General features: G+C 64.3%; 12 protein-coding genes. 6 read left to right on the forward strand and 6 right to left on the reverse strand.

All coding sequences use genetic code 11. The features are described from left to right. Positions 1 to 168: 168 nt before the first annotated feature. Positions 169 to 798 (forward strand): LysE family translocator, encoded by a 630-nt coding sequence (locus tag CSQ93_RS14475; protein WP_034754929.1) that lies wholly within the window; start codon positions 169 to 171, stop codon positions 796 to 798. Here CSQ93_RS14475 and CSQ93_RS14480 read toward each other — a convergent pair. Together CSQ93_RS14480 and CSQ93_RS14485 are read right to left on the reverse strand one after the other, a co-directional pair. Further along, entirely contained in the window at positions 761 to 1,483 is a 723-nt protein-coding gene (locus CSQ93_RS14480) for a YceI family protein (RefSeq protein ID WP_233516186.1), read from the reverse strand. The two genes, CSQ93_RS14475 and CSQ93_RS14480, sit on opposite strands and share 38 nt — an antisense overlap. 550 nt (positions 1,484 to 2,033) lie before the next feature. Continuing rightward, complete coding sequence (locus CSQ93_RS14485) at positions 2,034 to 4,727, reverse strand: M1 family metallopeptidase (RefSeq protein ID WP_099378645.1); 2,694 nt, start codon at positions 4,725 to 4,727, stop codon at positions 2,034 to 2,036. A gap of 261 nt (positions 4,728 to 4,988) precedes the next feature. On the opposite strand from CSQ93_RS14485, the gene CSQ93_RS14490 reads away from it, so the two are divergent. After that, a complete protein-coding gene (locus CSQ93_RS14490; protein WP_099378646.1) occupies positions 4,989 to 5,612 on the forward strand; it encodes a glutathione S-transferase family protein in 624 nt (207 codons plus the stop codon). Between the two features lie 62 nt (positions 5,613 to 5,674). Here the strand turns inward: CSQ93_RS14490 and CSQ93_RS14495 are convergent, their stop codons facing one another. The 4 genes from CSQ93_RS14495 to CSQ93_RS14510 form a co-directional block, all read right to left on the reverse strand. Then, positions 5,675 to 7,780 (reverse strand): prolyl oligopeptidase family serine peptidase, encoded by a 2,106-nt coding sequence (locus tag CSQ93_RS14495; RefSeq protein ID WP_099378647.1) that lies wholly within the window; start codon positions 7,778 to 7,780, stop codon positions 5,675 to 5,677. A gap of 179 nt (positions 7,781 to 7,959) precedes the next feature. After that, the gene (locus CSQ93_RS14500; RefSeq protein ID WP_099378648.1) at positions 7,960 to 8,610 is read right to left on the reverse strand and encodes a hypothetical protein; all 651 of its coding nucleotides are present in this window, start codon (positions 8,608 to 8,610) and stop codon (positions 7,960 to 7,962) included. 3 nt (positions 8,611 to 8,613) lie between these two features. Continuing rightward, positions 8,614 to 9,258, reverse strand: a complete 645-nt coding sequence (locus CSQ93_RS14505; RefSeq protein WP_099378649.1) for a DUF4304 domain-containing protein — start codon at positions 9,256 to 9,258, stop codon at positions 8,614 to 8,616. A gap of 142 nt (positions 9,259 to 9,400) precedes the next feature. After that, positions 9,401 to 11,104, reverse strand: a complete 1,704-nt coding sequence (locus CSQ93_RS14510; RefSeq protein WP_099378822.1) for a CehA/McbA family metallohydrolase — start codon at positions 11,102 to 11,104, stop codon at positions 9,401 to 9,403. A 324-nt stretch (positions 11,105 to 11,428) separates the two neighbouring features. Between CSQ93_RS14510 and CSQ93_RS14515 the strand changes: the two genes are divergently transcribed. The 4 genes from CSQ93_RS14515 to CSQ93_RS14530 are packed head-to-tail and all read left to right on the forward strand — an operon-like array spanning position 11,429 to position 16,876. Next, positions 11,429 to 12,724, forward strand: coding sequence for an MFS transporter (locus CSQ93_RS14515; protein WP_099378650.1), 1,296 nt, complete (start codon positions 11,429 to 11,431; stop codon positions 12,722 to 12,724). 10 nt (positions 12,725 to 12,734) lie between these two features. After that, positions 12,735 to 15,287, forward strand: a complete 2,553-nt coding sequence (gene nirB, locus CSQ93_RS14520; RefSeq protein WP_099378651.1) for a nitrite reductase large subunit NirB — start codon at positions 12,735 to 12,737, stop codon at positions 15,285 to 15,287. A gap of 12 nt (positions 15,288 to 15,299) precedes the next feature. Continuing rightward, positions 15,300 to 15,653 (forward strand): nitrite reductase small subunit NirD, encoded by a 354-nt coding sequence (gene nirD / locus CSQ93_RS14525; RefSeq protein ID WP_099378652.1) that lies wholly within the window; start codon positions 15,300 to 15,302, stop codon positions 15,651 to 15,653. Then, positions 15,650 to 16,876, forward strand: a complete 1,227-nt coding sequence (locus tag CSQ93_RS14530) for an NAD(P)/FAD-dependent oxidoreductase (protein ID WP_099378653.1) — start codon at positions 15,650 to 15,652, stop codon at positions 16,874 to 16,876. Before nirD ends, CSQ93_RS14530 begins: the two co-directional genes overlap by 4 nt. Positions 16,877 to 16,888 lie beyond the last annotated feature (12 nt).

The following is a 16,888-nucleotide window of genomic DNA, read 5'->3' on the forward strand; positions in this document are numbered from 1 at the left end:
AGAGACAGGGCATCGATGGGTTGGGTGATGGTCGCGCGGGAACCGGCGGCAACGCCGTTTGCTGTGGAGTGCCCATTTTAATCGACTCTCGGTGACATACGGCAATTTCATGTCCTGCAGGCATGGCGCCCGCTCCGGTATCATGGCGCCTTTGCCCGCGAGATCTTCATGCTCAGTCCCGACCAGTTCCTGGCCTTCCTGGCCGCCGCCGTCCTCATTACCGCCAGTCCCGGCCCCGACAACCTGATGGTGCTGGGCGTGGGCATGTCGCGCGGGCGCCGCCAGGGCATGGCGTTCGGCCTTGGCTGCGCCCTTGGCTGCCTCACGCACACCGTGCTGGCGACCATCGGCGTGTCCGCCCTGCTGGCCGCCTCGCCCACCGCATTTACCGCGCTGAAAGTGGCTGGCGGGCTATATCTGGTGTGGCTGGGCATCGGCGCCTTGCGCAGCCGTGGCGGCGCCAGAGTCGATGGCGCGGCCGCTTTGCCGGACGAGTCCTTGCTGCGCCTGTTCGGCAAGGGCTTGTTTGCCAACAGTATCAATCCGAAAGTCGTGCTGTTTTTTCTCTCGTTCCTGCCGCAGTTCATCGTCGCGGGCCAGGGCAATGCCAGCTGGCAGACGGCGCAACTGGGCCTGGTCTTCACGGCGCAGGCTTGCGTGCTGTTCGGCCTGCTCGGCTATTTTTCCGGCGCCGTCGGCCTGTGGCTCAACCGCCGCCCGCGCGCCGGCCTGTGGCTGGACCGGGTGGCCGGCACCATTTTCATCGGCCTGGGCTTGCGTCTGATCCTGGCGCGCTGACCTCCTGCCGGGCGGTGATGCGAAATGCCAGTTCCATCTGATCCTGCACGGCCATGGCGCCGCCCAAGACGGCAAACGGCACGATGCCGAAGTCGCTCTGTTTCAGCAGCAGGCTGCCGCTGGCCTGCAGGCGGCGTCCATCGGCCGCTTGCTCGATCCGCACCGGCAGCTGCACCGTGCGCGTCACGCCATGCAGGGTGATGTCGGCGTCAAACACCTCCTTGTCGCCCGTGCGGCGCGCGTCGATGCTCACCCACGGATAGCGTTCCGCCTCGAGCACGCGCACCAGCATGTTGTGGCGCGTGCCAGCGATGGCGTCGGCCGACGGCGTCGTCGTCAGGCCGGCGGCCTGGCGCAGGCTTGCTTCATCCACACGCAGCTCGTCGAGCCGGAAGCGGAACTGCGCACGTCCCAGCGCGGGCGCCACCACGCCTTGCAGGCTGCGGCTGGCCACCACGTGGTCATGCCCGAGCCGCGCCAGCGCGCCGCCGCGGCGCACGGTGATGGTCAGCAGGGATTCTTCGGGCGCGATGTGCAGCAGGTGCACGCCTTGCCGCTGCCACGCTGGCGCGGGGATGGTGGCAGGAGCGGCCGGTGCAGGAGTTGGTGTGTGCGGCAAGGGCGTGCAAGCGGCCAGCACGGCGCAGGCAAGCAGAAAAACGGTGCGAAGGTTCTGGCTGAACATGGGGCAGACGGGGCAAGGGCGATGGGGGAATAGTACGCGATCCGCACGGCGGCGCGCGTGCAATGTTAGAGCTGCGTCATAAGGCGGTCATATGGCGCTGTTATGATGCTTTTGTTGGCACACAGCATGCGGTGCGCAAATCACTACGTTCCGGGAGCGATAGGATGCAGGCATGACTCAACAGCTTAGCCGGTGAGCTCAACCATCGGCACCAGACAGGCTGGCGCGGCAGGAAATATTGCCACGCGGGCAAGCAAAGCGGGGAAAAACAGGAAACGGCCAGCGATTTAATGAAGTCCTAAGCCTGCCCGAGGGAAGGACTGGCATAGTGGATACATGGCGCACGGAAACCCCGGGCGCAAGGTTGCCGGACACCTCAATGACCGGCACGATTTCCACTTTTTCATGTGTTTTCCGTTTTATCCCTGCGCTCTGAAACAGCGTTTCAACCGGCTACCGCACTTTGCGAAGCCGGTTTTTTTTGCCCGGATTTTCGTACTGGGCTGGAAAATGCCCGGCGGCGCCGTCCTGCGGCGCCGGGCGCGGGCGCTTAGCCCGTTTGCTTGGCCAGCCACGCATCGACGGCCGGCAGGCGCTCGGCGCGCACCTTGATGCGGTACTTGATGCCGGCCACGGAACTGTCGGCGTCGCCGCGCGCGCTGGCCGGCAGGTTGGCCTGCGCATATGCTTCCAGCTTGGCGATCATGTCCGGCTGCGCCGAACCGGCCGCCAGGCGCGGGAAGTAGCGGCTGCGCGAACTGGCGTCGACGCGCGCATTGACTTGCTCCAGGTGCGCCAGCGCGAAGTCGAAGGCCAGTTCCGGATGCCTGCGCGACACGCGCGAGATCATGGCCGGGCTGTTGGTCACGCCTGGTTCATCCGTCAGCGCCAGCGCCAGCGCGCGCTGCGCCAGGGCGGCATCGTCGGTCGACGCCAGCAGGTCGTACAGCTGGTTCTTGACCAGCGGCGTCTTTTCCTGCTGCGCCTTGGCGTGCAGCTGCTCCCAGGTGGCGGCATCCGCATGCTGGGCCACGACGCCCAGGATGGTGCGGCGCAGCGGTGCGGGCATGGCGGAGGGATCCTGTTCGCTGGCCGCGTAGCGGCGGCGCGCTTCCGCGATCACGCCCGGTTCGCCCATGTCGCCAAGGATGGCAATCAGGCGCCCGCGCAGGGTCGCCACGCTGGACGCTTCGCCGGCACGCGCTTCCCAGCCCGTCTGCGCCATCATCGGTGCCAGGCGGGCCATGGCGAAGCGGCCAAAAGCCTGCTGGCGCGCAGGGTCGCCCGCGTACTGCTCATACAGGCCGTTCAGCGATGCGGCCACCCGGCCCAGCACTTGCGGGTCGGCCGACAGCGGCGTGGCCTTCACCAGTTCCAGGAAGCCGGCCGGGTCCTGCAAGCCCGCCATGCCCAGCGACTGGCTGTCCGCCAGCAAGCCCAGTTGGTCGATCGGCGCCAGGCGCGCGAAGCTGCCCGCCAGCGCGCGCGTGCCGGTGGGCGCATACAGGGTGCGGTAGTAGCCGCTCTGGCCCGCGTTCACCAGCAAGGCGCCGCAACCGGGCACGTTCAGGGTCGCCTTGCCATTCTTGAGCACCACCTTGGCCAGCTTGCCGTTGCCGACCGTCGAAGCGATGACGGGCACGCGCCACGACAGTGGTTTCTTGTCCGGCTGGTCCTTGGAAAATTCTGTCTGCGTCAGGGTCACGCGCGTATTGCCCTTCCTGCACACGGCCTCGCCCACGGTGATCATCGGCACGCCCGGCTGGAGGGTGAAATCATGGGCGATGGCGCTGACGGGCTTGCCCGCGGCCGCATCGACTTCGCGCCACAGGTCGTCCGATACCGTATTGCCATACGCATGCTTGCGCATGTAGCTGCGCACGGCCGTGCGCCACGTGTCGGCGCCCACGTACGCTTCGAGCATGCGGATCACCGCTTCGCCCTTCTGATAGGTGATGCCGTCGAAGGCCTGGCTGGCCTGTTCCACGGTGGCGATGCGCTGCACCACCGGGTGCGTGGTGCGCAGCGCATCCTGGCTCATGGCCGATTCGCGCCCGCCCACGTTGGACAGGGCCGTATTCCACTCGGGGTGCAGACGCTCCGTCGTGCGGCTTTCCATCCACGACGCAAAGCCTTCGTTGAGCCACAGGTCGTCCCACCAGCGCATGGTGACCAGGTCGCCGAACCACTGGTGCGCCATTTCATGCGACAGGGTGGTGTAGATGTTTTCCTTGTCGGTCTGCGTCGAGATGGTCGGGTCGAGCAGCAGGCCGTATTCGAAGGTGAACACGGCGCCCCAGTTTTCCATGGCACCGAAGAACTGGCTGCGGCCCGGTGCGGCGATGTTGTCAAGCTTGGGCAGCGGATAGCGCACGCCGAAGTAATCGTTGTACTCGCGCAGCAGGGCTGCCGATTCGTCGAGCGCGAAGCGGCTTTGCGCCAGCGCACCCTTCTTCGTGATGACGCCCACTTCCGTGCCGTCGCTCATGGCCGTGGCGCGCTCGAAGTCGCCCAGGCCGAAGAACAGCAGATACGTCGACATGCGCGGCGTGGTGGCGAAGTACACGTGCTTCATGCCATTGCCCAGCTCTTCGCTGCTGGCGATCGGCATGTTACCGACGGCCATCTGGTTGCTCGGGACGATCACGTCCAGCGCGAAGGTCGCCTTGTAGTCCGGCTCATCCCACGACGGCAGCATGCTGCGCGCGTCCGAATTCTCGAACTGCGTGTACAGCGCGCGCTGGCGCCCTTGCGGCGTGTCATAGTCGAGCGAAAACAGGCCCGTGGCCTGCGTGCCGATCTTGCCGGTGTAGTCGATGCGCAACAGGTATTCGCCCTTGGCCAGGGGCTCGGCAAAATGCACGGTGGCCGTCTGCTTGTCCGCATCGATATCGATCTTGCGCGTCACCTGCTTGCTGCCGCCTGCGCCTTCGATGGCGGCGGCGGCAAACGCCAGGTTCAAGGCATTGAAAGTGATGCTGCTGGTCGGTGTGTCGACGGCCACCTTGATGGCGGCTGCGCCCTTGAAGGTCGAGGCGGCAGCGTCCGGCGTGATCGACAGGATATAGTGCAAGGGCGTGACGCCGCGCGGCAACTGCGTGGTGGTGGCAAGGGCGTGGCTGGCCGACGCGTATTTGGCGGCGGGGGCGGCGTGGCCCGGGATGACGGCGGTGATGGCGGTCAGTGCCAGGACGGCGGCGGCCAGTTGGCTGCGGCGGAAACGCGGAGTCGGTGTGCGATGCATGGTATGCCCTTCGTTCATGGGTAAAACGCCCGCCAGCCGGATAGGCTGCGGGCGTTGATGGCGGTAGCGGGACATCGCTGGAACTGAAAGCCAGCGTTCCCGTACAGCAATCTAAGTGGAAACGGGGGCAAAGTCAACGCGCCAGGAGGGCGTAGCATGACGGTGCGCTGGTATGATGGGCGCCTGACCGCCTTGCCACGGGCCGGTGCCGTACCTGACTGTCGACCACCATCCACCACTACAACGAGACGAGACCTGCACATGAAACTGACTATCAGCCCCCGCACGCCCAATCCGCGCCGCGTTACCATGTTCATTGCCGAAAAAGGCATCACCGGCATCGAGGAAGTGGCGCTCGACCTGATGGCGGGCCAGCACCGCGATCCCGCCTTCCTGGCGAAAAACCCGCTGGGTCGCGTGCCCGTGCTGGAATTGGCGGACGGTCGCGTGCTGACCGAAACGCGCGCCATCTGTACTTACCTGGAAGGCTTGCAGCCGCAGCCGAACCTGATGGGCGAAGGATTCGAGGAACGCGCGTTCATTGAAATGGCAGACCGCCGCGTGGAACTGCATTTGTTCAGCGCCGCCGCCAACTGGGTGCGCCACGGCCATCCGGCCCTGGTGGCGCTGGAAAACCCGCAGTTTCCCGATTTCGCCACGGCGCAGGCGGGCAAGCTGCGCGAGACGGCGCAGTGGCTGGACCAGGTGCTGGCCCAGCAGCCGTACATCGCCGGCGAGCGTTTCACGATTGCCGACATCACGGCCTTCTGTGCGCTGGAATTCGCGCGTGGCCTGATGAAGTACCGTCCCGGCGCGGAAGGCTTGCTCAACCTGCAGGCTTACCGCGACCGCATTGCCGAACGCCCCAGCGCGCAGGCGAAGTAACCGGGTAGGTCGGATTAGCGGGGCCGCCGAGGCGCGCGAGCACGTAATCCGACACCACCCCATTACTTCAGCTGCTCCAGCAGGAAGGTGTAGGTCAGCGCCCACATCAGCGCCTGCTGGTCGTTGTTGGCCGCGCCCGCGTGGCCGCCTTCCGTGTTTTCCCAGTACAGCACGTCGTGGCCTTGCTCTTCCATCTTGGCTACCATCTTGCGCGCATGGCCAGGGTGGACCCGGTCGTCGCGCGTCGAAGTGGTAAACAGCACGCGCGGATATTTCTTGTCCCTGAAGACGTTCTGGTACGGCGAGTACTTGCTGATGTACGCCCATTGTTCCGGCACGTCCGGGTCGCCGTATTCTCCCATCCACGAGGCGCCCGCCAGCATCTTGTTATAGCGGCGCATGTCGAGCAGCGGCACCTGGCTGACGACGGCGTTGAACAGGTCGGGACGCTGCACCAGCACGGCGCCCGTCAGCAGGCCGCCATTGCTGCCGCCCATGATGCCCAGGTGGCGCGGACTGGTGACCTTGCGCTTGATCAAATCCTGTGCCACGGAGATGAAATCGTCATACGCACGCTGGCGGTTTTCCTTCAATGCCGCCTGGTGCCAGCGGGGGCCGAATTCGCCGCCGCCGCGGATATTTGCCAGCACGTACACGCCGCCCTTTTCCAGCCACGCCACGCCCGTGGTGCCGCTGTAGCTCGGTTTCAGCGACACTTCGAAGCCGCCGTAGCCATACAGCACGGTGGGATTGCTGCCGTCGAACTTGGTCTTCTTGCCCATGATGGCGAAATACGGCACCTTGGTGCCATCCTTCGACGTCGATTCGAACTGCTCCACCTTGTATGGCGCCGCGTCATAGTAGGCCGGCAGCGACTTGATTTTCGTGCGCTTGTCGCTCTGCGTCGTGGCCAGGTACAGGGCGGTCGGGTTGAGGAAGTCGGTCACCTTCAGAAAGTACTGGTCCGAGTCGACGGGATCGAGCGCGCTGACGACCAGGGTGCCCAGCTTCGGCGCATCGACGGCGCGGCGCTGCCACTTGCCGTTCACGTGGCGCAGCTCCGTCAGGCGGTTCTTGACCTTGTCCAGGGTCGTCACGAGGATGGCCGATTTCGTCGCCGTGACATTGTCCAGCGAAGACGTGGCCGTGGGTGCGTACAGCACTTCCAGTTCCTGCTTGCCCTGCATGAAGGCCTTGAAATCCGTGGCCAGCAAGGAGCCTTGCGCATAGGTCTTGCCGTTGACTTTCCAGTCCGAGCGCAGGGTGATGACCAGCTGGTCGCGCACGGTGAAGGCCGTGGAGTCGTCCGGTTTCGGCACTTTTTTCAACTCGGCGCCGTCGCGCAGGAACATTTCGCCGCTGTAGAAATCGATTTGCCGCTCGATGAACTGGTGTTCCTGGCCGGGCGTGAAGTCCTTGTAGGCGCCGGCGCTCAGGTCGTCGGGTTTGGCTTCGTACAAGGTTTGCGCCTGTGCCAGCGGCGTGCCGCGCTGCCACTGCTTGATGATGCGCGGGTAGCCGGAGCTGGTCATCGAGCCAGGGCCGAAATCGGTGGAAACGAACAGGGTATCCTGGTCGATCCAGCTGGCGCTGCCCTTCGCTTCGGGCAGGGTGAAGCCGCCTTCGACAAAGGCGCGCTTGGCCACGTCGTATTCGCGCACCACCTTGGCGTCGCCGCCGCCGCGCGACAGGGAAATGAGGCAGCGTTCGCCCTTCGGATACAGGCAGGAGGCGCCGCCCCAGACCCAGTTTTCACTCTCGCCGGCGGCCAGTTGGTCGAGGTCGATCACGGTTTCCCAAGTTGGCTCGGCCAGCTGGTATTGCGCCAGCGTGGTGCGTCGCCAGATGCCGCGCACGTGCTGGGCATCGCGCCAGAAGTTGTAGTAATACTCGCCTTCCTTGCTGACGTCGGGAATGCGTTCCTTGGAATTGAGGATGGTTTTCAGGCGCGCCTGCAGGGCGGGGAAGCCGGGCTGGCCTTCCAGTTCCTTGGTGGCGACAGCATTATGCTGCTTGACCCAGGCCAGCGGCTTGTCGCCGAGGACGTCTTCCAGCCACAGGTGGGGATCGGTGTTGGCGGCGGCGGGCGCGGGTGCTTGTGCATGGGCGATGCCCGCTGCGGCCAGGCCGAGCAGCATGCTGCCGGCGAGAGTGCGATATGACGACATAGTGGGTTCCTGGTTGGTCCGAGGGAGGCCGCGTTGCAGGCAAAACGGCGCAGCCATGGTGCCATGGATTGCTGTGAGGAACCAGTGTCTACGGATGACTATTTAAAAAATAACATGTTTTTCCAATATTGTTTGCTGGAAAAGAGCGAGACCGCAGAATCTGCGGCGTGTGGCGCGCTTCAGGATGCGTCAGGTCCGCTCAGGGCGCTCAAGGTAAGCCGCGTTTTTTCGACATCGCCGCCGTCGCAGTGATAAATCCACAATGCCTCGTTGTCGCGGCTGTCGATGAACAGGATGCGCGTATTTTCCTCGCCGATGGACAGGCAATCCGCCAGCTCGGCAAGACTGAACGGTGCTGCCTGCTTCGAACCTGTTCCCGCCGCTTGCGCCAGGGTCTGCGCAAAGCCTGCCAGTTGCCGGACTGCCAGATACCGTGTGCCATCGACCTCGACGTCATGACACAGCGCGTCCAGGCTGTACAGCGTGAAGGGGTCTTCATCCATGAAAATCGCCACGTCGGGACGCGACTTTCCGCTGCGGAGGTGAGCGAGATAGGCCTGGGGCAGGGCTACTTCTTTACTTGCCAGCAATTTCTCCAGCTGCTTGCCGCTTTTCTTCGCGACCTTGGGGGTGACGGCTTCGCAAGCCTGCGCTGTCCAGGCGACTGGATTGAACTGGAATATCCTTGAGCATGCGGGGCAGTGCAGGAACATGAAGGTAATGTTCTTGCCGATGGCCGATTTCAGAAAATCGCCATCGGCCGCATCGAGTGCGCTGCTGTCAAAATGATGGCCGCAGGCGTCGTGGTAGGGGCAAGTGATCTCTGTCATGGTTCAGATTGGTGTGGCATTGAAGTAGCGTTCCATACGCAAAGCGATCTCCTCTTTTTCTTGCGGATAAGATGCCTTGGGGTTTCTTTCCCAGTAGGCAATGCCTTCGTTCAAGGCCCACAAGGCTTTTTCCTGCTTGCCGGCCATCAGATAAAAATCGCAGGCCCTGGCATGCGAGTCGTGCGCTTCAACCATGGCCAGGGCCGCATTTTCCCAGTTGGACAGGTGGTCGAGCCAGGGAATGGCCAACTCCAGCAGATTGTCCCGCAGGCAGACCATGACTGTTGCCCGATGGAGCGGATCGACCAGCTGGTGTTCTTTGTCCTCCTTGACATCGATGACAGGGAATTGCCAATTCGGGATATTCCAGTCCGCCACGCCGCCAACGATATTGTTGACAGGTTCACGGCCGTAGCGTGCCTTGTGCCATGTTGTATAGGATCTGGACGAGACCTGATAGTGGCTCCAGAATGCCACGCAGACATCCTCTTCATTATGGCGGTTGGCCTGGAAATGGATGGCCTGGACGAATTCGTCCTTTGCTCGCTTGAAGGTCAGCTGGCTTGGCGAGAACTTGAAGCCCGCTGCGGTCAGCGGCTGCAGCAAGAACGCTTCAATATTGGTGATGATCAGCTCTTTTGGTTTCATGCTATTCCCTGGCATGGGTCGGTTGCGCCGCCTTGCTGTCAAAACGGCGCTGCCATGTTGCCATAGATCAGTGCGAACGCATCTTGCGGCGGGCAATCGTGCGAGGGAAAGCCGGCTTTTTTGCTATTGGCGGGGTGGCCGATCACGGCAACTGATTGACCCACACGGGTGCCGACCAGACGATGTTGCCATCGTCCTGCGTCAGCCGCGCGTAATAGAAATGGGGGCCGGGCGCGGGCGTGACGGTGAACTCGGCCTGGTCCGACACTGGCGTAACGGAACCATTGCTGCCCGGCACGCCGTGGAAAATGGCGACGGCGGCCGCTTGCCGCCCCGCGCTGTTGCTGAAATGGGTGGCCAGGTGCAAGGGGCCGTGGTTGTCGAAACGCTCGCCCATCAGCTTGCCATTGGCCGTAAACAGCAGTTGCGCGTGCTTGTCCATGGTGGCAAACACGCGGCGCGCGCGCAGCGCTTCGAGGAAGCCGTCGCGTGAAACGGGCGTGCCGGCGGCAGGGCTGGTTACCAGCACGGCCGTGCGGTTGCCATACGACGCCCCCCAGTTGGCGCAGTGATTGTCCTGGTTGCTGCTGAACGCGACGTGGTAGCCGGCCGCCAGCGCCCGGTTGCAAGCCGCTTCGTAATTGCTGCGCCGCGTCTCCGTTTCCTGGTCGTTGATGGAAAACGCGGACGTGTTCATGACTTCGCACAGCACCATGGCCGCGTCGCCGTCCGGCGTGTAGCCGAGCGCCTGGTCGCCGACGAGGAACTGGCCCGTTTGGGCCGGGTGGTTGAACTGGCCGACCCAGCCCCGCTCGCGCATCAGCGTGTACAGGCCCGCGTAATCGCCCTTCGGCGTTTCCACGTCGGCCAGCAACTCGCCCAGGGCATTCCTTTCCCAGCCCAGCAACTGTTCGCTATTGAAAATGTTCAGGTGGCCGCCCTTGTTGATGACGCCCCATTCCATGCCGTACAGGGCCAGGAAACCGGGGTGGGCGGCGGTATACGCGGCCGCTTCGGCCAGGCCCGTCTGGTACAGGGTTGTCGCTTCGGCAGCGGTGGCAGCTGAGTTGGTGCCGTCGGAACCGTCATACATATGGTTGTGCTCGGACGTCAGCAGGGCGTCGAGGCCGTGTTCTTGCGCATATTTATAGGCATCGATGGGGCCGAAGGGCGCCGTTTGCGGGTCTTGCGCGCCATGGCAGGCATCGAGTGCCGCGCCGCCGTCGCTGTGGCGCGTCTGGCTGTGCAGGTTGGCGTAGACGAGGTGATAGGCGGGCTGGCCTTCCAGGCTGGGCAGTTGTTGCAGGCCGGTCTGGAAGGCGGGCACCCTGGGCGCCATGCTTGCGCCCCGTTGCACCTGGACGTGCCATTGCTGTTCCACCTGCATCTCTTGAGGCGTGCCAGGATCGGCCTCGGCAAGCAGGCGCAACTGGTACAAGCCTTCCGGCGCCAGCACCCTCCGTTCGCGCGCATCGGCGTCGGCGCGGCCATCCCAGGGCAAGTTCACGCTCTTGCCGCCAGCCCCCACCTGCTCCGTGCCCGACCAGCGCCGCAGTACAGCGCCTTGCGGGCCGGGTCCGGACAAGGTCAAGCTCCAGCGCACCGCATGGGTGCGGCCTGCGTCGGGATAGGCGAGGCGAACAATAAATGTGCGTGACTGCGAGGTACGCGCCTGCGTCGTCCGTGCACCGGCCGTGGCGCGGAAGGGAGCGACGACGGTGGCATCGAGTTCGCTGTGTTCCTTCGGCTCTTGGGTGGCGGCAGTGTTGCTCCATGTAATGAGCAGCAGCCCGGCGCACGCGCAAGCCAGCCACGGCGGCCGCCAGCGGCGCAATGTCTTGACCATCGTGGTCTCCCGCGTCTGCTTCGAATGGTATTTAGACAAGGGTTGCCACTTGCTGGTTCCCGCATGCACCAGCAAGTGGCGTGTTTGCACCGTCATTGGCCATGATCTGGCGCAAAGCGAGTGCGAATGCTGCTGCGTGCCCGTCAGGCAAGCTGGCACGGCGCTTGCTAGACAAGAGATACGGATCAACGGCGATCCCCTGAATAAACGCACAACGGTCCAACGACGGACCACATGGACAACGGCGTCCGCCCAGGCTGATTTTTTCATCGGCGGGGGCGGGCGCCGTTTTGTTTTATCAACGGGATACTTCCGGGAACCTATATGGCCAGCCAAAAAGCAACGCGCATCGCGCTCTTCTCCCTCGCCACGCCGCCCATGCGCGCATTCCATCTGACGTGGATGGCATTTTTCGTGTGTTTCTTCGCCTGGTTCGCCTGCGCTCCCCTGATGCCTGTCATCAAGGGCGAGTTCGGCCTTTCCTTGGCGCAAGTGGCGAACATCAATATTGCGGCCGTCGCCATCACCATCCTCGTGCGCCTGATCGTGGGACCCTTGTGCGACCGCTACGGCCCGCGCAAGACGTACACGGGCTTGCTCTTGCTGGGCGCCATCCCCGTGCTGGGCGTGGCCGCTTCGCAAAGCTATGAAAGCTTTCTGTTCTTCCGCCTGGGTATCGGCGCCGTCGGCGCCAGCTTTGTCATCACGCAATATCACACCTCCGTGATGTTCGCCCCGCGTGTTGTCGGCACGGCCAACGCGGCGGCCGCCGGCTGGGGCAATGCGGGCGGCGGCGCGGCACAGGCGCTGATGCCGCTGCTGCTCGGTGCCGTAGTGATGCTGGGCGTGTCCGAATCGCTGGGCTGGCGCGTGGCCTTGCTGGTGCCGGGCGTGCTGATGCTGGTGATGGCGGCCCTGTACTGGCGCTATACGCAGGATTGCCCTGAAGGTAATTACTCGGACTTGCGCGCCGCCGGTACGGCCATCGAAGGAGGAAAAAAGGGCGGCTGGGACAGCTTCAAGGCGGCCAGCGCCAACTACCGCGTCTGGCTGCTGTTCGTTACCTACGGCGCCTGCTTCGGCATCGAAATCTTCATCCACAACATCGCCGCCGTGTATTACGTCGACCATTTCGGCCTGTCCTTGAAATCGGCCGGCCTGGCCGCCGGCAGCTTCGGCTTGCTGGCCCTGTTTGCCCGCGCCTTGGGCGGCTGGATGTCGGACAAGCTGGCCCTGCGCGGCAACCTGAACAGCCGCGTCACCCTGCTGTTCATGCTGATGATCGGCGAAGGCGTGGGCCTGCTGTGGTTTGCCAAGGTCGACAGCGTCACCTATGCCGTCATCGCCATGCTGGTCTTCGGCCTGTTCACCCATATGGCGTGCGGCGCGACCTATGCACTGGTGCCCTTCATCGACAGCAAGGCGCTGGGCGGCGTGGCCGGCATCATCGGCGCCGGCGGCAACGTGGGCGCCGTGGCGGCCGGTTTCCTGATGAAGGGCACGGGCGACATCCGCCAGACCCTGATCATCCTCAGCGCGCTGGTGGTGATCTCGGCCCTGTGCGCCATCGCCGTGCGCTTTACCCGCGAAGCGGCAGAACCAAACATGGCCGCGGCCTGAGGAGATAGCGATGAACCACCCCCTGAACATCGTCGTCCTTGGCCATGGCATGGTCGGACACAAATTCCTCGAACGCCTGGCGCTGGAGAACAACACGCGCCTGTCCGTGACGGTCTTGTGCGAAGAGCCGCGCCCCGCCTATGACAGGGTGCACCTGTCCGAATTTTTCAGCGGCAAATCGGCCGAGGACCTGTCCCTGGTGGCGCCCGGCTTTTTCGACAAGGACAACGTCGTGTTGAAACTCAATGCGCGCGCCGTGTCCATCGACCGCGTGGCGAAAACCGTCACCGTCAGCACGGGCGAAGTCTTGAGCTACGACAAACTGGTGTTCGCCACAGGCTCGACGCCGTTCGTGCCGCCGCTGCCGGGCAAGGAGAGGGATGGCTGCTTCGTCTACCGCACCATCGAAGACCTGGAAGCCATGCTGGCCTGGGGCGGAAAGTCAACAACGGGCGTGGTGATCGGCGGGGGATTGCTGGGCCTTGAATGCGCGAAAGCCTTGCGCGATTTGAAGCTGGACACTCACGTGGTGGAATTCGCGCCGCGCCTGATGGCCGTGCAGGTGGACGAGGGCGGCGCGCGCGTCCTGCGCCGCAAGATCGAGGAACTGGGCGTGACCGTGCACACGCAAAAGAACACGCTGGCCATCGTCGATGGCGAGGCGGCCACGCACCGCATGCAGTTTGCCGATGGCAGCCACCTGGAAGCGGACATGATCGTCTTTTCGGCCGGCATCCGTCCGCGCGACGAACTGGCGCGCGCCTGTGGCCTGGAGGTGGGGCCACGGGGCGGCATCGCCATCGACGACAGCTGCGTCACGTCCGATCCCGATATCTATGCGATCGGCGAATGCGCGCTGTGGGGCGGCCTGGTCTTCGGCCTGGTGGCGCCCGGCTACGAAATGGCCCGCATCGCGGCGCGCCATGTGTTGCAGGAAGAGGGCGAAGCCTCGTTCAAGGGCGCCGACATGAGTACCAAGCTCAAACTGATGGGCGTGGACGTGGCCAGCCTGGGCGACCCGCACGGCAATGCGCCCGGCAGCCGCTCCTACCAGTTCATGGACGAGCGCAAGCAGATCTACAAGAAGATCGTCGTTTCCGATTGCGGCAAATACCTGCTGGGCGGCGTGATGGTGGGCGACGCCAGCGAATACGGCACCTTGCTGCAAATGATGCTCAATAAAATCGAGCTGCCGGAATTCCCCGAATTCCTGATCCTGCCGCAGGCGGATGGCCAGCAAAAGGTGGGACTGGGCGTGGACGCCTTGCCCGAGTCGGCGCAAATCTGTTCGTGCAACGACGTGTCGAAAGGCGCGCTGTGCGCGGCCGTCGCCGAGGGCGCCACGACCATCGGCTCCCTGAAAAGCTGTACGAAGGCGGGCACCGCGTGCGGCGGCTGCGTGCCGCTGGTGACGCAGATCATGAAGGCGGAAATGCAGAAGCAGGGCCTGGCCGTCAACAACCACGTCTGCGAACACTTTGCGTACTCGCGCCAGGAATTGCACCACCTGGTCCGCGTGGGCAAAATCCGCAGCTTCGGCGAACTCCTGGGCGCGCACGGCCAGGGTCTCGGTTGCGACGTGTGCAAGCCCGTGGCGGCGAATATCCTCGCCTCGTGCTGGAACGATTTCGTGCTGTCGCCCGTACACGCCAGCCTGCAGGACAGTAACGATTACTTCCTCGGCAATATCCAGAAGGATGGCACGTATTCCGTCGTGCCCCGCATGCCGGGCGGCGAAGTGACGGCCGACGGCTTGATCGCCGTGGGCATGGTGGCGAAAAAATACGGTCTGTACACAAAAATCACGGGCGGCCAGCGGGTCGACCTGTTCGGCGCAAGAGTCGACCAGTTGCCGGCCATCTGGGAAGAACTGATCGCGGCCGGTTTCGAGTCGGGCCACGCTTACGGCAAGTCGCTGCGCACGGTGAAATCGTGCGTCGGCTCCACCTGGTGCCGCTATGGCGTGGCCGACAGCGTGGGCTTTGCGATCCAGCTGGAAAACCGCTACAAGGGCTTGCGCACGCCGCACAAGATCAAGTTCGGCGTCTCCGGCTGCACGCGCGAATGCGCCGAGGCGCAGGGCAAGGACATCGGCCTGATCGCCACGGAAAAGGGCTGGAACTTGTACGTGTGCGGCAATGGCGGCATGAAGCCGCGCCATGCGGAGCTGCTGGCGTCGGACCTCGATGAAGCCACCCTGGTGCGCTATGTCGACCGCTTCCTGATGTTTTACGTGCGCACGGCCGACCGCCTGCAGCGCACCAGCGTGTGGCGCGACAACCTGGAAGGAGGCCTCGATTACCTCAAGCGCGTCATCATCGACGACAGCCTGGGCATGGCGGCGGAACTGGAAGCGGACATGCAGCACGTGGTCGACACCTACGCCTGCGAGTGGAAGGAAGCCGTGTCCAACCCCGCCGTGCGCCAGCGCTTCCGCCACTTCGTCAACAGCGAGAAGAACGATGAAAATGTGGTGTTCGTCGAAGAGCGGGGCCAGATCCGGCCCGCCACCGAGATGGAACGCCGCAGCACCGTGATCCCCATCCTTGCCGTGGAGGCTTGAGCCATGAATGCGATGAATGAACTTTCCGGCGCCACTGCCGACAACTGGGTCGCCATCTGCCCCTTGGCCGACATCGTGCCCGACACGGGCGTGTGTGCGCTGCTGAATGGCCGCCACGTGGCCGTCTTCCGCGTCGGTGATGCCGCGCCGCGCGTGTACGCCATCGATAATGTCGACCCGAACGCGGGCGCTTCCGTGCTCTCGCGCGGCCTCGTGGGCAGCATCGGCGAGCGCGTCGTGGTGGCGTCGCCCATCTACAAGCAGCACTTCGACCTGGCCAGCGGCGAGTGCATCGAAGCGCCTGAACACTCGGTTGCCGCCTGGCCCGCGCGCGTGTTTGCCGACATGGTGTGGGTGGCCATATGAACACCGCCGCGCGGCCGTCTTTAGTCGTGGTTGGCAACGGCATGGCCGGCATGCGCACGGTCGAGGAACTGTTGAAACTCGCGCCGGACCTGTACGACATCACCGTATTCGGCGCCGAACCGCACGGCAATTACAACCGCATCCTGCTGTCGCCCGTGCTGGCCGGCGAAAAGTCGGTGGACGACATCATGCTGCACACGCGCGACTGGTATGCGCACAACGGCATCACCCTGCACGCGGGCGACCCCGTGGTGCGCATCGACCGCCAGGCGCGCACGGTACAAGCGCTGTCGGGCATCGAGGTGCGCTACGACCGTCTGCTGCTGGCCACCGGTTCCACGCCCTTCATCGTGCCCGTGCCGGGCCACGAACTGCCCGGCGTGATCGGTTTTCGCGACATCAGCGACGTCGACACCATGCTGCAGGCGGCGCGCACGCACCGCCACGCGGTGGTCATCGGCGGCGGCTTGCTGGGACTGGAAGCGGCCAACGGCTTGCAGCGCCAGGGCATGGACGTCACCGTCGTGCACATGAGCGGCGCACTGATGAACCAGCAACTGGACGCACCCGCTTCGATGCTGCTGAAAACGGCGCTGGAAGCGCGCGGCCTGCGATTTTTGATGCAGGCGCAAACGGCGGAAATCCTCGGTACCGACCGCGTACAAGGAGTTCGCTTTGCCGATGCTACGTCGATCCCCGCCGACCTGGTGGTGATGACGGCAGGCGTGCGCCCCAACATCGCGCTGGCGCAAGCGGCCGGCCTGCACTGCGAACGCGCCATCGTCGTTGACGACTGCCTGCAAAGCTATGACCCGCGCGTGTACGCCGTGGGCGAATGCGTGCAGCACCGGCGCGCCACTTTCGGTCTGGTGGCACCCATCTGGGAGCAGGCGCGCGTGTGCGGCGCGCACCTGGCCGGCGCGGGGCACCGCCGCTACGTGCAGCAAGCCAGCGCCACCAAATTGAAAGTGACGGGCATCGACCTGTATTCGGCCGGCGACATCATCGGCGGCGAGGGCAGCGAAGACCTGGTGCTGCGCGATCCACGCCGCGGCGTCTACAAGCGCCTGGTGGTGCAGGGCAACCGCCTGGCCGGCGCCGTGTTGTATGGCGACGTGCAGGACGGTCCCTGGTATTTCGACCTGATCCAGCAGCGCCGCGACATCAGCAAGCTGCGCGCCCATTTATTGTTTGGCCAGGCGCTGTGCGCCCAGGCCGCCTGACAGCGACCAACA

The organism is Janthinobacterium sp. BJB426, assembly GCF_002735705.1.
Classification (GTDB): domain Bacteria; phylum Pseudomonadota; class Gammaproteobacteria; order Burkholderiales; family Burkholderiaceae_D; genus Janthinobacterium.

Excerpts from the sequence above, each read along its gene's own strand:
- nirB (WP_099378651.1), top strand. The coding sequence starts at position 12,735 with ATGAACCACCCCCTGAACATCGTCGTCCTTGGCCATGGCATGGTCGGA.
- CSQ93_RS14510 (WP_099378822.1), bottom strand. The coding sequence starts at position 11,104 with ATGGTCAAGACATTGCGCCGCTGGCGGCCGCCGTGGCTGGCTTGCGCG.
- CSQ93_RS14485 (WP_099378645.1), bottom strand. The coding sequence starts at position 4,727 with ATGCATCGCACACCGACTCCGCGTTTCCGCCGCAGCCAACTGGCCGCC.
- CSQ93_RS14495 (WP_099378647.1), bottom strand. The coding sequence starts at position 7,780 with ATGTCGTCATATCGCACTCTCGCCGGCAGCATGCTGCTCGGCCTGGCC.
- CSQ93_RS14515 (WP_099378650.1), top strand. The coding sequence starts at position 11,429 with ATGGCCAGCCAAAAAGCAACGCGCATCGCGCTCTTCTCCCTCGCCACG.
- CSQ93_RS14530 (WP_099378653.1), top strand. The coding sequence starts at position 15,650 with ATGAACACCGCCGCGCGGCCGTCTTTAGTCGTGGTTGGCAACGGCATG.
- CSQ93_RS14500 (WP_099378648.1), bottom strand. The coding sequence starts at position 8,610 with ATGACAGAGATCACTTGCCCCTACCACGACGCCTGCGGCCATCATTTT.
- CSQ93_RS14505 (WP_099378649.1), bottom strand. The coding sequence starts at position 9,258 with ATGAAACCAAAAGAGCTGATCATCACCAATATTGAAGCGTTCTTGCTG.
- CSQ93_RS14475 (WP_034754929.1), top strand. The coding sequence starts at position 169 with ATGCTCAGTCCCGACCAGTTCCTGGCCTTCCTGGCCGCCGCCGTCCTC.
- nirD (WP_099378652.1), top strand. The coding sequence starts at position 15,300 with ATGAATGAACTTTCCGGCGCCACTGCCGACAACTGGGTCGCCATCTGC.
- CSQ93_RS14490 (WP_099378646.1), top strand. The coding sequence starts at position 4,989 with ATGAAACTGACTATCAGCCCCCGCACGCCCAATCCGCGCCGCGTTACC.
- CSQ93_RS14480 (WP_233516186.1), bottom strand. The coding sequence starts at position 1,483 with ATGTTCAGCCAGAACCTTCGCACCGTTTTTCTGCTTGCCTGCGCCGTG.